The sequence below is a fragment of the Occallatibacter sp. genome (assembly GCF_049582745.1).
Taxonomy (GTDB): domain Bacteria; phylum Acidobacteriota; class Terriglobia; order Terriglobales; family Acidobacteriaceae; genus Telmatobacter.
On sequence record NZ_JBAUUO010000150.1, the window covers coordinates 1 to 14371 of the forward strand.

Annotated in this window: 16 protein-coding genes and 1 tRNA gene; 10 read left to right on the top strand and 7 right to left on the bottom strand. The window is 58.4% G+C overall.

The genetic code is table 11. The annotated features are described in order from the left end of the window. The first annotated feature begins 141 nt into the window (after window positions 1-141). A complete protein-coding gene (locus WCA10_RS21550) occupies window positions 142-2007 on the top strand; it encodes an acyloxyacyl hydrolase (RefSeq protein WP_472824593.1) in 1866 nt (621 codons plus the stop codon). Here WCA10_RS21550 and WCA10_RS21555 read toward each other — a convergent pair. Together WCA10_RS21555 and WCA10_RS21560 are read right to left on the bottom strand one after the other, a co-directional pair. Beyond that, window positions 2004-2468 carry a metallophosphoesterase family protein gene (locus tag WCA10_RS21555; RefSeq protein WP_472824594.1) on the bottom strand — a complete coding sequence of 155 codons (465 nt, stop codon included), beginning with the start codon at window positions 2466-2468 and terminating at the stop codon, window positions 2004-2006. The genes WCA10_RS21550 and WCA10_RS21555 overlap by 4 nt on opposite strands. Next, window positions 2465-2959 (bottom strand): hypothetical protein, encoded by a 495-nt coding sequence (locus tag WCA10_RS21560; RefSeq protein WP_472824595.1) that lies wholly within the window; start codon window positions 2957-2959, stop codon window positions 2465-2467. The genes WCA10_RS21555 and WCA10_RS21560 overlap by 4 nt, the downstream gene beginning before the upstream one ends. Before the next feature lie 306 nt (window positions 2960-3265). On the opposite strand from WCA10_RS21560, the gene WCA10_RS21565 reads away from it, so the two are divergent. Both WCA10_RS21565 and WCA10_RS21570 read left to right on the top strand, forming a co-directional pair. After that, window positions 3266-4591: an AmpG family muropeptide MFS transporter gene (locus WCA10_RS21565; protein ID WP_472824596.1), complete on the top strand. Its 1326-nt coding sequence runs from the start codon at window positions 3266-3268 to the stop codon at window positions 4589-4591. Window positions 4592-4787: 196 nt separating this feature from the next. Continuing rightward, a complete protein-coding gene (locus tag WCA10_RS21570; RefSeq protein WP_472824597.1) occupies window positions 4788-5621 on the top strand; it encodes a CAP domain-containing protein in 834 nt (277 codons plus the stop codon). Here the strand turns inward: WCA10_RS21570 and WCA10_RS21575 are convergent. From WCA10_RS21575 to WCA10_RS21595, 5 genes are all read right to left on the bottom strand, one after another. Further along, window positions 5618-6568, bottom strand: a complete 951-nt coding sequence (locus WCA10_RS21575; protein ID WP_472824598.1) for a tetratricopeptide repeat protein — start codon at window positions 6566-6568, stop codon at window positions 5618-5620. The genes WCA10_RS21570 and WCA10_RS21575 overlap by 4 nt on opposite strands. A gap of 144 nt (window positions 6569-6712) precedes the next feature. Beyond that, entirely contained in the window at window positions 6713-7441 is a 729-nt protein-coding gene (locus WCA10_RS21580) for a CE1 family esterase (RefSeq protein ID WP_472824599.1), read from the bottom strand. 74 nt (window positions 7442-7515) lie between these two features. Next, window positions 7516-9060 carry a glycosyltransferase family 39 protein gene (locus tag WCA10_RS21585; RefSeq protein WP_472824600.1) on the bottom strand — a complete coding sequence of 515 codons (1545 nt, stop codon included), beginning with the start codon at window positions 9058-9060 and terminating at the stop codon, window positions 7516-7518. A gap of 21 nt (window positions 9061-9081) precedes the next feature. After that, window positions 9082-9702 (bottom strand): HAD family hydrolase, encoded by a 621-nt coding sequence (locus tag WCA10_RS21590; protein WP_472824601.1) that lies wholly within the window; start codon window positions 9700-9702, stop codon window positions 9082-9084. A gap of 76 nt (window positions 9703-9778) precedes the next feature. Further along, window positions 9779-10360, bottom strand: coding sequence for a carboxymuconolactone decarboxylase family protein (locus WCA10_RS21595; RefSeq protein ID WP_472824602.1), 582 nt, complete (start codon window positions 10358-10360; stop codon window positions 9779-9781). A gap of 141 nt (window positions 10361-10501) precedes the next feature. On the opposite strand from WCA10_RS21595, the gene WCA10_RS21600 reads away from it, so the two are divergent. The 7 genes from WCA10_RS21600 to WCA10_RS21630 all read left to right on the top strand — a co-directional run. Beyond that, a tRNA-Asn gene (locus WCA10_RS21600) sits at window positions 10502-10576 on the top strand. Window positions 10577-10865: 289 nt separating this feature from the next. Continuing rightward, a complete protein-coding gene (locus WCA10_RS21605; RefSeq protein ID WP_472824603.1) occupies window positions 10866-11957 on the top strand; it encodes a tyrosine-type recombinase/integrase in 1092 nt (363 codons plus the stop codon). Between the two features lie 93 nt (window positions 11958-12050). Further along, window positions 12051-12284: a helix-turn-helix transcriptional regulator gene (locus WCA10_RS21610; protein WP_472824604.1), complete on the top strand. Its 234-nt coding sequence runs from the start codon at window positions 12051-12053 to the stop codon at window positions 12282-12284. A gap of 94 nt (window positions 12285-12378) precedes the next feature. After that, window positions 12379-12660, top strand: coding sequence for a hypothetical protein (locus tag WCA10_RS21615; protein ID WP_472824605.1), 282 nt, complete (start codon window positions 12379-12381; stop codon window positions 12658-12660). After that, window positions 12647-13573 (top strand): AAA family ATPase, encoded by a 927-nt coding sequence (locus tag WCA10_RS21620; protein ID WP_472824606.1) that lies wholly within the window; start codon window positions 12647-12649, stop codon window positions 13571-13573. Before WCA10_RS21615 ends, WCA10_RS21620 begins: the two co-directional genes overlap by 14 nt. Continuing rightward, window positions 13570-14052, top strand: coding sequence for a lytic transglycosylase domain-containing protein (locus WCA10_RS21625; RefSeq protein WP_472824607.1), 483 nt, complete (start codon window positions 13570-13572; stop codon window positions 14050-14052). Before WCA10_RS21620 ends, WCA10_RS21625 begins: the two co-directional genes overlap by 4 nt. Continuing rightward, on the top strand, window positions 14049-14371 hold a 323-nt coding region (locus WCA10_RS21630; RefSeq protein WP_472824608.1), incomplete at its 3' end, for a hypothetical protein. The genes WCA10_RS21625 and WCA10_RS21630, both read left to right, overlap by 4 nt.

The window sequence follows — 14371 nt, forward strand, 5'->3', positions numbered from 1 at the left end:
CCGAAACCTGAATGCAAATAGCCGCTGCCATCAAAGAGCGGCGACATCCCCGAGCGGAAGAAAGACCACGAGTTTCCCGAAATGCCGTAATTGAGGAGGCATGCAGACTTGAACTTTTCCAGTCGTAAGAGGTCGTGTTCGATGGCAGAGAAGGCCGAGGTCAACGGTGAGGCAAAGAAGAAAGCAGGGGTTGAATTCAATCGGTTGGCGCGAGTGAACGTTGCAATCAATCGGGCAATGAACCGGTTGTGGAGCGGGGCGGCGGTTCTAATTCTGCTGGCGGGAGTGAGCGCCGCAATTGCGCAGTCCGGAGCACCGGAAACGCAGGCATCCGGAATCGCTGGTTCGATGGATCGGTCGGCGTTGGGCAGAGACTGGCCGGCGGTGTCAGAGATCCCGGATGCACCGAAGCCGATTCCGCTGCAAGCAGGAGGCGATCCGACGAATAACGCGACGGGGGAGTTTGCACTTCCGCGCGCGGTGCCGATGGGGAAGATTGCCGGACTGCCGACGTTTGACTCTGCAGATTGGAGCACATCGGCGGAAGCAGGTTCCGATCCGATTGTGGAACCGGCGGCTCACTCGATGTATGTGCCGCTCAAGGATTGTCCGAGGGATGAGATGGGCGCGCGGGAGTGCCGGATGCACTGGGGGCCGATGGTGCTGGAATCGGTGCTCTTCAACGCGTTTGAAGATGGAGGCAACATCTACACGGGCTATTGGTATCGCCATGAAACGCTGACCGGGAAATGGTGGGACCGCTATGTGGCGTCGGTGCAGGAGTGGCGCTGGAGTCGCTGGTCAGACAATAACCCTTTGCTGGACGACTACGTGGGACATCCGATGATGGGCGCGATCACCAACAGCATCTGGATCCAGAACGACCCGAAGGGGATGACGCTGGAATTCGCGAACGACAGAGCGTATTGGCGCAGCAGAATGCGCGCGCTGGCGTGGTCGACGTTTTACAGCTTTGAATGGAAGCTCGGTCCGACTGGGGAAGCCGCCGTTGGACATAATGGCGATCACTTTTTCTTTGACCATGGCGTGCTGACCAACGAGACGGGATGGGTTGAGTTGGTGACAACGCCGGTTGGCGGTCTTGGCTGGACGATCGCGGAGGATTATCTCGACAAGCATGTGGTGAGGAAGCTGGAAGACAAGAGCCGCAATCCAGTCTTGTTGACGATGTATAACTTTCTGACACCGGCACGGGGATTTGCGAACATCCTGCGGTTCAGGCCGCCGTGGTATCGCGACTCGCGGATTGTGAAGGCGAACAGCTTCTGGAGCGATCCGGGGGAGGGTGTTTCGGCGTCGACCGCGGATGCGATGCGCTATGCATCGAGGCATCACGACAGCAAGGCGGAGGCGTACTTAGGATCGGTGGAGCGGGTGCCCGAGGCGGCGCCGTCGAACTGGCAGGGGCCGGGCGGCAAGCATGAGTTCGGCGCGTGGTGGGGAATGTCCGTGATGAGCGGCCACATCTGGGGATTTGCCGGGGACGTGAAGTACATGCCGATTGATTTGCGGTACTCGTATGAGTTGTACCGGCATCACGAGTCGTGGACGATGCGGTATTCGCCGGAGATGACCGCGCTGGCCATGCTGGACTGGCCGACGCCGAACCAAACTTCGACGGGAACGGAGTTTAACCAGCGCAAGCGCGTTTATGGCAGCGGCGTAAGCCCGGCGGGCTTTCAGATGGTTTTTCTTCCGCTGCATCGGCTGCAGCCGTTCTTCTCCACGGATGGGGGATTCATCTACTTCAGCGATCGGGTGCTGAGCCCGCAGGGGTCGCGGTTCATGTACACGATCGACTACGGAGCGGGGCTGAACATCTTCCACCACAAGAACCAGGCGATTACGATCGGCTATCGGTATCAACATTTGTCGAATGCGAACATCAGTCAGCACAATCCTGGCACGGATGCGAATACGTTTTATGTAGGAGTTTCGCGATTCAGGACAAAGGGGAATCAGCGGGCGGAGAGGGATCTGCGCTAGAGCAAGTTGATGTGGACGATCTCTGCGGAGGGATTGAGATCTTTTTCAACCGTCAACAATCCAACGGTGACGGGAAGGTCGAAGCGGCGGGGGCCGCAGGAGCCGAGGTTGAAATAGAGCACGCCCTTGCGATGAGCGATGTTTGGTTTGTGCGAGTGTCCATAGAGCACCGCCGCAAATTTGGCTGCCGCAGGGTCGAGGTGCAGCGTTTGCACGTCGTGGAGCATGTAGATGTAGTGCCCTTCGAGGAGCATAACTTCGGTTTCGGGCAGGCGGCCGCAGGGGCCGTCGCGATCGACGTTACCGCGGATGGCGGTGACGGGAGCAAGCTTTGCGAGAGATTTGAGAATGACCGGATCGCCGACGTCGCCGAGATGCAGGATGCGCTCGACGCCGGCGAGGGCGAGCAGGACTTCAGGGCGGAGGAGGCCGTGGGTGTCGCCGAGGACGCCGACCTTCATCGGCCGAAGCTGAACAGGAGCGACCACCGGCTTCTGGACTTTGCCATCTCCGGTTGCTGGACGGGGTCGACCATCTGGCGCGGGTAGCCGGGAGTTTCGGCATTATCCATCGCCATGCAATAGACGCCGTTCCAGTTCCTTTGCCATTGCCAACCTTTTCCTGCGCCCGTCGCCTGCGCCTCGATATGTGTGGCGGCGTGCGTGGGTGAGAGCCGTTCATGGCAGTGGGGACAGCGCGGCGAGGCACCCTTGCGAAAGCGTCCTGAACACACGCACGGCTGGAGAAAGGGCTCCCACGATGCGTCCATTTCAGCGAACTGAACGGACAGGTCAGGAAATCCGGCGACGTACGGGTTGGTGTAGTTGAGGAGGGCGAGCATGCCGCAATCGTCGCAGTATGCGTAGGAGTTGTCGCCAAAGCCGGAGTGCCAGAGTGAATAGCGGTAGAGGCGTCCGCAATGCTCGCAATCACCTTTCTTCACGATGACCATAGGTTCCTCATAACCCCATTTCCAGACGGGTGCGCGGATCAAGCCGATCGCGCAACGCGTCTCTCAGAAAGTTGAAGCCTAGAACTGCACCTGCAACAGCTACTGCCGGAAAGAAAACGAGATGCAATGGATCAACAAGCTGTAATCTCGCATAGCGAGGCTGGGAGCAGGTGAAGCCGTTCGTGTTACGTTGACTCTGTTGGCTCTTTCACTTGTGCCTGGCCCGTGCTGCTCTTACATTGCCTGTTGCGATCATTTATTAAGAAAGTAGTGCAAGAGGCTGGAGCGGGATACTTGAAAACTAATATGAAGGAATTGCCCGGAACCAACGAAGTACACGCTCCAACAAACTGGCGAAAGGCGATCGCTGCCTATACAGAACCACGTGTGCTGCAGGTGCTTGCCCTCGGGTTTTCGAGTGGCCTGCCCTTGCTGCTGACTTACTCCACTCTTCAAGCATGGCTTGCCTCGGTCGGCGTGCGGCGTTCAACCCTCGGCGCCATCGCCCTGGTTGGCACCGCTTACTCATTCAAGTTCGTATGGGCGCCGCTCATTGATCGAGTGCCTCCACCGCTGCCCCTGGGACGACGGCGCGGCTGGGGCATCACCATCCAGATACTTCTCATCGGTGCAATCCTCGCTCTGGGATCATGCGATCCGAAGCACAACCTGCCGCGCATGGCTGTCCTGGCGGTCGTGGTTGCGTTTCTGTCTGCGAGCCAGGACATCGTCATCGATGCCTGGCGCGTGGAGAGCCTGAGTAAAGATGAGCAGGCTCCCGGAGCGGCTATGATTCAGTCCGGATACCGGATCGGCATGCTGGCGTCCGGAGCCGGCTCCTTGTTCATCGCGGCATCAGCCGGGTGGTTCGCAGCCTATGCCACGATGGCTGCACTGCTTGGGGTGGGACTACTGGTGTTTTTGTTTGGTCCCGAACCGAAGCTGCCCGCGGAGAAGTCGTATGTTGCGCACTCGGTGTGGCAGACGATTCTTCACGCGCTTTTCAAAGCCGTGATCGAACCGTTTCGTGATTTCATGCAGCGGCGGCTCTGGCTCGTCATTCTGATGGCGATCTTTTTATACAAGATGGGCGAGGCGATGGCGGGAGTGATGTCGACTCCACTTTACATATCGCTTGGATTTACGTTGCCTGAGATCGCGACGGCCTCGAAGATATTTGGATTCTTCTCCATCGTGACAGGGGCCCTCATAGGCGGCATTGTGACGATCCGATTGGGAATCCGCCGCGCGCTGATTCTTTGCGGCATTTTGCAGTCGGTGGGGAACCTGTTCTTTGTTCTGCAGGCCGTTGGAGGGCATCGGATCGGCTACCTTGCTTTATGCGTCACTGCAGAAAATCTCACGGGTGCAATGGCCGGAACCGCATTGATAACCTGGCTATCCAGTCTTTGCTCGCCAGCCTTTACGGCGACTCAGTTCGCGCTGCTGTCGTCACTGGCTTCGCTCAGCCGCACCGTGGTGGCCTCCTCAGGAGGAGTCTTGTCAGAGAAGATCGGCTGGGCGCCTTTCTTCCTGCTTACCAGCGTCGTTGGATTGCCGGCCCTCCTTCTGGTCCTCTGGGTCGGACCGCGCGACGATTTCAGGATTGACCAACCCACACCAGCCCTCTAAAGCTCGGATGGCAGAATTCTTGGCTTGAGCACTTTTTTTTGTGATCGTCAAATGGCCCCGGTGATAGGAAAGTGGAGCATGACGCGAACAGAGTAGGAGTGACCAGTTGGGATCTAAAATCGCAAGCAACAGCGCTCGCCACCCTAAGGGTTAACGGCGAATGCGCTTTCCGATGGTCCGGAATTTGGAGGTTACGTTGGTAAGGATACCGCTGACGCAAAATGAGTTATGTGTAGTAGACGTGAACATTTCAGGTAAACAGCTTTCCGCTGCCGTTAGGGTACTGATGCTTTGCGCGTTGGCGCTGGCGGGGGCCGATGGGCAATCGCGCCAGGCGCCGGAGCCGGGCTCAATGCAGTTGATGGCGCTGGCGAACCAAGCACGTGCGGCAGCGGGTGCTCCGCCGCTTAGCTGGGACAACGCACTGGCCGAGGCTGCGCGCAAGCACACCCTGCGCATGGTAGCCGAGGGGCCGATCGCACATCGCTATCCGGGGGAACTCGAACTCTCGGAGCGGGCGGGACTGGCGGGCGTGCACTTTGACCTGGTGGAAGAGAATGTGGCGATCGGGCCAACGCCCGTGGTTATTCACGACGAGTGGATGCACTCAACGGGGCATCGCGAGAACATGCTCAATCCGGAAGTGGACCGGGTGGGGATTGCGGTGATTGCGAGCCGCGGCGTGTTGTATGCGACGGCGGATTATGCGCATGGCGTTCAGGCGTTTTCGCAGACGCAGATCGAGGAGCGCGTTGCGAAGCTGATTCGGCCGAGCGGAGTAGCGATTGGCGGGAGCGCTCCGCTGGCGCGTGCTGCCTGCGCGATGGAGAGCGGCATGCCGCGATCGACGGGATCGATGCAGCCACTCTTTGTGATGCGCTGGCAGGATTCGGACTTGAGCCATCTGCCGAAGAAACTCGCGGATCAACTTGCTTCGGGTCGGTATCGCGAGGCGAGCGTGGGAAGTTGCGATCCAAGCGGGGCCGTTGGCACGTTCACCGCATACAGAGTGGCGGTGCTGCTCTACTAATGAGTAGTTGGCGAGGGCTGGGATGGTTGCCGCGTGTAGACGAGGTCGTATTCGACGTGCCAGGTCTTGCCGCCGTCATTGGATCCCTGCGAGAACTGGCGCACTTTGTCTGGTCCTAGATTGAAGAACTGAAGATGGCGCAAGAGGGTTCCGCCCGCGGATTGGGGCACGTCATCGGTCCAGTAATCCATTATGCCGTCTTTGATGCCGCCGTGAAAGAAGATGACACCCGCTGCATTGTCGACCCAGTATTGTTCCCAGCGCTTGAGATTGACGTTCCACGTGTTGTAGCTCTTACCGAAATAGGGTCCACCGGCCGAAGTCCAGTTTTCCCAGATGACACACCCGCCCATTTCCTTTGCAACATGACTTGAGCCCTGGTGTACTCCGGTTGCGGACGATGCGACTTCCCAATCGCCAACCCAGAAGTCGAATGCTCGAAAGGTCGGGTCTTCGCATGGAGCAGCGTTGTGCTGTACCTGCTTTGACAACTCGATGAAGCGCGGGTTCTGACGCAACGAATTCCATTCGACGTCGCCGGTGAGACGGGCGGGCTGAGAGTAGCCACCATCGGCAGAGGCTTTCAACGACGCGAGCGCGCGGTCTGTGTCTCCCATCGCGGCATAGGTATTGGCGATCTCATAGTCCGCAATAAATGCGGGCAAGCCGTTCGCGGCACCAAGCCTCTTTGCCTTCTCCATTGCTTTGAGGGCAGCGTCGAAGTCTTTGTTATGTCGCGCGGAAACGCCGAGTCGATACCAGAAGCGCGCGTTCGTCGGACTCTGCTGGGTGAGCGCTGAGTATTGAGTCTCAGCGTCGGTCCAGTTCTGCGAAGTGTAAGCCTTATCGGCGGCGACCCCTGCTGCGTCGTTTGGCGCAGGCGACTGGGGCGATGCGACCAGGGACATCAGCACCGACAGCAGTACAGCATTGCGAAGGATAGACATCCGGAGTCCTCAGGTGCGATTGGAATTTCGGACAATTGTAGCAAAGATAAGATCATCCGGAACCTCGGCGCGAAGCAGAAGCAGAATGTGATCGATTGAGGCGCTGGCGCGACGATTGGTGTTCGAACGGAGATGCGGAACGAATCAAGGCTGGCTTGCGTTGGCGGCAGGTTCAAGGTGAATGCTCTTGAGAAACTCCCATGCCTTGGCATTCACCTGGTCGGAGATGACGTAGTAGTTGTGGTCGTGGTTGGGAATCAGGTTTACCTTGATGTCATATCCGTTCGCGGCGTACAGTCGCCGGGTCGACTCAACCGCATCTACGGGGAAGAACGGATCGCGATCGCCAACCCATATGGCGATGGGCATCTTACGGTCCGCCTGATCGAAGAGGCCTTCAGGATTGGCCTGCAGAGCGCCCGCATGAACGGCCGTTGCAGCGAAGAGATCGGAATCCATGATGGCCAGAAACAGCGCGTAGGCCGCGCCGGCAGAGTGGCCGAAGAGATAGATGCGGCTTTCATCGATGGGATGAATGGTCTTAACCTGGTCGACAACTGCCCGGAAGAATTCCGGCGGATCTACCAACGATCCCCATCCTGCGGAACCGTAAGCGTCCGGAGCGGCGATGATGAAACCTTCTCGTCCCGCGAGATCCTTCCATGCCTGGGCCATGACTTCGCCGTTGCGGCCAGAGCCGTCGAGCAGGACAACGACGGGCATGGGGCCGGGCTTGTCAGGGACAACCATGTATATGACTCTCGCGTGGCCGGAAAAATCGAAGGATTGCTTTGTGATTTTTTCTTTAGCGGAGACGGGAATCGCCGGCAGCAGTGCGCACAGCAACATCACGAAGCAGCGCAGCATTTTCATTGGTTGCTCCATCAATCGCGTGAAGGAAACCAGTATATGCCGGACGGCTTGTGCCGTTCTGTGTCCAGCAAACCTTAGCCGAAGCGTTCGTGATCTTTCCAGAAAACGGACCAAGGCTGGCGCGGGGGACCGCAGAGCAGAATGTCAGTGTGGTATTCGCTCTCTTCATTCTTCACGCCGGAGGAATAGGCGATGCGGGCGACGACGTGACAACCGGTGAAGTTGCGGTCGGCCCATTCGAGCGAAGACCCGATGACGATGAGCGTTGTGGGCTGCGGTGTTGGATAGCCGCGTAGCCACGCGGAGTTGGTCATACTGATGGGCGGCGGTAGATGATAGGCGGGGCCAAACAATTCAATTGCGCCCTGTTCGCCGTAGTTGCCGACGAGGATTCCGACATTCGCCTGCTGATCGGCGGGAATGGAATCGCGGACCCCGGCGATTGCTTTGACCGTTTCATTCCAGCCGATTTCTTCGCGAAGGTCTTCGCTGTGTTTGAGGGCGAAGTCGCGGAGCGGACCGCTGGACGCCAGGGGAACCCATCCGGCAAAGAAGTAGGCCCCGCAGATGAAGACGCCGGCGAAGAAAGCCGTTTCGATGGTGATCTGTGCCCACCGTGGAATGCGCAGCAGCCAGTTTTCGCAGGTGACGGCACCCATGGCGATGAGCATCGGATAGGATTCGGCGACGTAGTAGAAGCGGCCCTTGTTGATCCAGAACATCAGCAGCGGAACGAGGTACATGAAGGCAACCATGCGGTAGCGGCTGTTGCGCAGATAGGCATAGAGGCCGATAAGCCACACCGGAACAGCGAACAAGTTGGCGCAGACCAGAAACTGGTTGACGAGATATCCGTCTGCGCGACCCTCGCCGACATCGCGCGTGTGGATGTGCTGAAGGAAGGTGTAGGAGATGAAGTTGTGGCGGACGAGCCAGAGGATGTTCGGCGAAAAGATGACGAGAGCGATGGCGACGCCGGCCCAGAACCACTTCGACGCGAAATAGCGGCGAGCAGGCGAAGATGCCATGCCGACGAGAATTCCGGCGATGAAAAAGACGATGGCGTACTTGGTCATCAAGCCGAGGCCGATGGCTGCGCCAATGGCGAGCCACCAGGGGGGATTTTCCGTCTTGAGAAGGCGGATGGTGAACCACGCAATGAGTACCCACCATAGAAATGCGAACGAAGTGTATTGGAATTCAGTGGCTTCAAAGATAGGAAGCGGAGACAGGGCGACGGCAAATGCGGTGGCAACCTGCGCGAGTCGGCTGCCGCCGAGGTCGCGCGCCATAAGGCCGCTGACGACAATCGCGATGGCCTGGCCGATGACGGAGAACATGCGCAGGCCAATGAGCGAGAGGCCGAAAAGGCCGAGACTGATGCGCTCGATGAACGGCGTGAGCGGGGGATAGGCGACGAAGCCCCAATCGAGATGGCGGGCATCGCTCAGAAACTGGAGTTCGTCGCGGTGGAAGCCGTAGCGGCCGTTGGTGGCAATGTGCACGATTGCGGCGGCAACGGCGATGCAGAGCACGGGAAGAAGACTCGCGGTAGATGGCGGGTCGGGATTGCTCCGGGTGTAAGCGTTGGGGACTGCGGACACACGAAGTTCTGGCACGATCGCCCTCCTGAATTCAGCTTACGTTCCCGTATTCGTTTCAGTTCCCAAATTTTCGCGCACGGGCTGAGCGACGAGCACCGATTGCATGCCAGCGGCGGTGGCGGCCTGAATGCCGAGTTCGGTGTCTTCGAAGACGAGGCAGCGCTCGGGGGCGATTCCCAGCTTCGTTGCGGCCAGCAGAAATCCGTCAGGTGCGGGCTTGCCGTGTTTGTAGTCTTCGGCGCAGACGAGGACGTCGAACTTGTCGAGCAGGCCGAGAGCGGTGAGCGAACCGACGACGGAGGCGCGGCGGCTTCCGGAGACGACGGCGAAAGGAATGCGACCGTGTTGCGCATCGATGTGTTCGATGACATCAGGGATGCCCTTCAGTTCATGAAGTTGCGCGTGGTAGTAGCTTTCCTTGCGCGCCGCGAGCGTGTCGACAGGCATGCTCAGACCGTGCATCTCGTTCAGGTCGGCAATGATTTTGCGCACCGGTTTGCCTCCCCAGGCGTAGAAGAGATCTTCTTCGTAAGTGGCGCCGTAATCGGCGAGGGCTTTTGTCCATGCCTTGTAGTGCAGCGGCATGGAGTCAGCGATGGTGCCATCGCAGTCGAAGAGATAGGCGCGGAAGTCGCTGGCGGGCAGTTTGAGATTCATTAAGAAGAAGAACTCCTGATCGGGGATTTTTCTGAAACCAACGAGTGGATTGATTCGATCTGCAAAAACGGGTAGGTTATTGCGATGCTGCTGTTGAATGTTCGGCCGGCGCAACGCAGCCACCTTCACCCGGTTTGGTTGGCTCCATTTTGAGGGCGTTGTTGAAGCGGTTGAAATAGTTGAAGAGACCGATGGCACAGAGAAGCTCGACAATCTCGCCTTCAGAGTAATAGTTGCGGAGTTCGGCGAACTGCTCGTCGGTGACGGCGTGGGCGTCACGGGTGACGGTTTCAGCCAGGCGCAAGGCGGCCTTCTCCGCCGGCGTAAAGTCTTCGCGCTTCTTCCACTCGGCGAGATGCGCAAGCTGGTCGTCTGACCAGCCGAGCGATTTGGCGAGAATGGTGTGGCTGGCGAGGCAGTAGGGCGTCTCATTTACTTGGCTGGTGCGCACGATGATCAGCTCTTTTAGCTTGGTTGAGACGGTGCCGGTGTTGAGGACGGCGCCGAAATGCGCCTGCATGGTGGCGAAGATTTCAGGGCGATGCGCCATGACGCGGAACATGTTGGGCACGTTGCCGCGCTGCGCAAAAACCTTGTCGAACAGGGCTGCCAGATCGGGGTTGACTTCGCTGCGATCGAGGTGGGATATGCGGGACATTAGGGCCTCCTGGAGGGCTGTGTTTATGGTAGCGGATGGCTGCGTTTATCGCATGCTGACATGGTTGTTGAGAAAGGCTGGCATTTTGACGTGACTCCCTGAGTCTGTTAACTTTGTAGAGGACAATTCACCGCCAGACACTCCTCAGTAGCTCAATGGCAGAGCATTCGGCTGTTAACCGAAGGGTTGTAGGTTCGAGTCCTACCTGAGGAGCCAATAAAATCAACAACTTAGCAAGCTAAGAACGAGCAGAAAACCCCCAAAAAGTGCCAACTGTGAAGACTTTTGTGCACCTGCTCCTTCAAAATCGAGTGCTAACCCATAGCAATCGAGCTTAGTTGTTGCTCACCTCCTCAGCCGACTCCCAGCCTCCAATCTGAAGCCCCTCGACCAGGCTCTCCTCTGGTCTCCCGGCGACCTGAATTTGATCGAATTTCGTCCGCGCCTGAATCTTCAGTCGCGCTCCGGTGCACCGGCGCGCCAAACCGAGAGACAGGAGTGGAATATGTCGCTTTTCAAACGAGGAAATGTCTGGTGGTACAGTTTCTTTTTTGCCGGCCAACTGGTCCGGGAGTCGTCCAAGTCAACATCCAAAACCATCGCCAAGAGCGCAGAGCAGGAGCGCAGGCGGGAACTCGAAGCCGGGTACAACAACGTCAAGGAAGTCCGTCAGAATCGCATTCGGACTGTTGCCGAGATCATCGTCGAATATCTAGTCGGTTACAGGCTGCGGTATCGGTCGGCCAGCTTTGCCGAATATGCGCTCGGTCACGTCTCGCGCCTGCTTGGTTCAAAACTGGTCGTCGATATCAACGAAGCTGCGGTCCTCGGCTATCAGGAAGACCGATTGCGAGAGAAGGCCGCGCCCAAGTCGATCAACGAAGAAGTGCGCTTTCTCCTCAAGATGCTGGGCGACCCCGGAGACGTGGTTCGCGCCCATCTCAAAAAGAAGAAACAGCTCAAGCTGGCGGTGCATAAACAGATTGGCAAAGCCTTCGATGCCGCAGAGAGTCACTCTCTGGAAGCGACGGCGAGGAAGTCACACAGCCCCCACATGTATCCGGCATATATGCTGGCCCGCAACGGCGGCCTGCGGGATACGGAAATCAAGACGCTGACCTGGGGACAGATTGACTTCACGGCGAAGACCGTGCAGGTGGGAAGAGCAAAGAGCGAGGCGGGCGAAGGGCGTATCGTTCCGCTGAACTCCGAAGTGTATGGAGCGTTGCTCATCCATCGCGCCCGATACCAGAAAAAGTTCGGAGAGATCCAGGACGAGTGGTATGTCTTCCCCTGGGGCAAGCCACGTCCCTCCGACCCTACGCGGCACATCACCTCGTTCAAGAAAGCCTGGAACACCATGCGGACGAAGGCCAACGTGAAAGGCCGCTGGCACGACAACCGGCATACCCTCATCACCGAGCTCGCCGAAAGCGGGGCCGGCGACGAGACCATCATGGAGATCGCCGGGCACGTCGATCGTCAGATGCTTCGTCACTATAGCCACATCCGCATGAAGGCGAAGCGGGCCGCAGTGGAAGCGGTCGTCGCCGGACGCGCGATTCCTTCACAATCGGGCGATACCCAATCTCGATAGAACCAAACCTTGACAACTTGACCGAGACCTGGCCATTGGCTAGAGTCTCGGCCAGGTTTTTAAGTGATCACCTGAAACGAAAAGGAGGGTGCGATGGAATCACTTCTGAACGAAACCCAGGTCTCAGAGAAGATCCAGGTTAGCTTGGCATGCCTGCGACGGTGGCGAGTTCGCGGCGAGGGTCCGCCCTATGTCAAGGTTGGCCCGCTGGTGCGTTATCGCCCGGAGGCAATCACCGAATGGATTGAGGCGCTGCCAGCGGGCGGAAACGGCCGCAGACCCGTTGGGCGGGCAGACTCGCGCCGGCGAATGGCGCTCTCCGCATGAACCGTTGCAACCGCTTCTCGCTCTCTCGGTGAGCTACAAATTTGACCGAATTCCAGAGTCACCCCATGCTGTCTTGGCATTGGAGAAAGGCCAGATGAAGGGTTGCCCAGGGTATCTCGTGATCGCGGTGCTGTTGACGATTCTCGATGCGGTTGTGGCCGTGTACTACGGGATTGCGATCTGGAAGGCATCGCCAGGAGACTTTAGGGATCTCGGGCTCTTGGTCTTCCTTGCCTCACTAGGAACCACCTCGCTCGTGAATGTTTGGGTTCAGGCAATCCTCGGATCAGGCAATTCGCTTGGTGGTCGGGCGATGGAGTGCGGGCGGAGCACGACGCCAATTCCAGTAGAAGTGCGAGGGCATGGCGATGTTTGATTCGATCACCGATTTCGCCGGCAAACTGGCCGCAACGGGCTACTTCATCGACCAGGTAATGACCCAGGTGGTGTTTCTTGCGGCCAAGCTGCAGAAGCCGCTGTTGCTCGAAGGGCCTGCAGGCTCGGGCAAGACCCAGCTAGCCATCTCGGTAGCTGCGGCAGCGGGCACGCACGTGGAGCGGCTCCAGTGCTACCGCGGCGTCACAGAGGACAAGGCAATCGGCCGTTTCGACGAGGGCCTGCAGCGTCTCTACATGGAGTTCTCAAAGGGCCAGCACGAAGACTGGCAGAGCGTTCAGACGAATCTCAAGGGGCGGGACTTCTTCCGTCCCGGTCCCCTGATGCGGGCGCTCGAATGCGAGCGGCCCTGCGTGCTGCTCATTGACGAGTTAGACAAAGTCGACGATGGTTTTGAAGCCATGCTGCTGGAAATCCTTTCCGCATGGCAACTTTCGATTCCGGAATTCGGCACGGTTGCGGCAAAGAGCATACCGTTTGTCGTGCTCACCAGCAACGAGGAGCGCCGCTTGGGAGACCCGATACGCCGGCGCAGCCTCTATCTGCGTGTCGAGCACCCGACTCCGGAGCGCGAAGCGGAGATTATCGCTAGCCGCACTCCGAAAGCGGACGGGGAGTTTCACCGGGAGATGGCGGGGATCGCGCTCTCGTTCCGCAATTACTCGCTCGAAAAACCGCCATCCGTCTCCGAGATGATCGATTTCGCCAACGCTCTGCAGTTGCTCGGAACAGACCACGTCACCGCTGAGTTGCGCGATGTTCTTTTGCCCTTCCTTGCCAAGACCGAAAAAGACCGTAGGCACCTCCTGCTCCGCGAAGGATTCAAGAGTCTGCTCGACGACGGCGCACGATTCGCGCAAGGTCTTGCGCTTCACGGAGGGACAAGTTCATGAAGCAATGGCTGCTCCTGCTTTTGTTCGCGTTTCCCCGGTTCTGCTTTGGGCAGGCCGATCCGGCGCCCGCGGCGGCCTTGGTTCGCCAATATGCGGCGCACTATCGCGTCCCTCCCGAATTAATCGCCGCGTTGATCGACATCGAATCGCGATGGAATCCGCGGGCAGTTTCGAATAAAGGGGCGATGGGGTTAATGCAACTCATGCCGGCGACTGCCAAACGATTCGGCGCCTTCGACCCTTTCAATACCGAACAGAACATCGCGGCAGGCACGCGTTACGTGACGGCTCTGATGTGGGAGTTCCACGGCGATCTGCGTCTGGTGACCGCAGCCTACTATGCGGGCGACCGAGGCATCGCACGTGAGCAACTGGATTATCGCAATCCGGATGTTGTGGCCTATGTAGAGGCGGTCCGAAGGCAATACGTGCTTCGCAAGTATCCGGCCGTGAGGCCGTCGAGGAGGTCATCGCCATGAAGTTTCGCTGGATCATGCCTATTGCGTTCTTGATTCCTCTGCACTTGAACGCAAAGGACACGGTAGTAGGAGCGCGTGTAGTCACCATCACGATCAACCCAAGGGAGGTGACTGTTCTTCATTTGCGGCCAGAGTTTGAGTCGACGATCCGCATGCCGGAAGAGATCACCTCAGTCATTCTCGGCAGCCCTGGCGAGTTTAAGGCCGAGCACAGCGAGGGAGAACCGGAGTACGTCTACGTGAAGCCCATCACCAAAGAGCCCGCACAGTCGAATCTGCTCATTGCGACAAGATCGGGTCAGCACGTGACGCTGGAGCT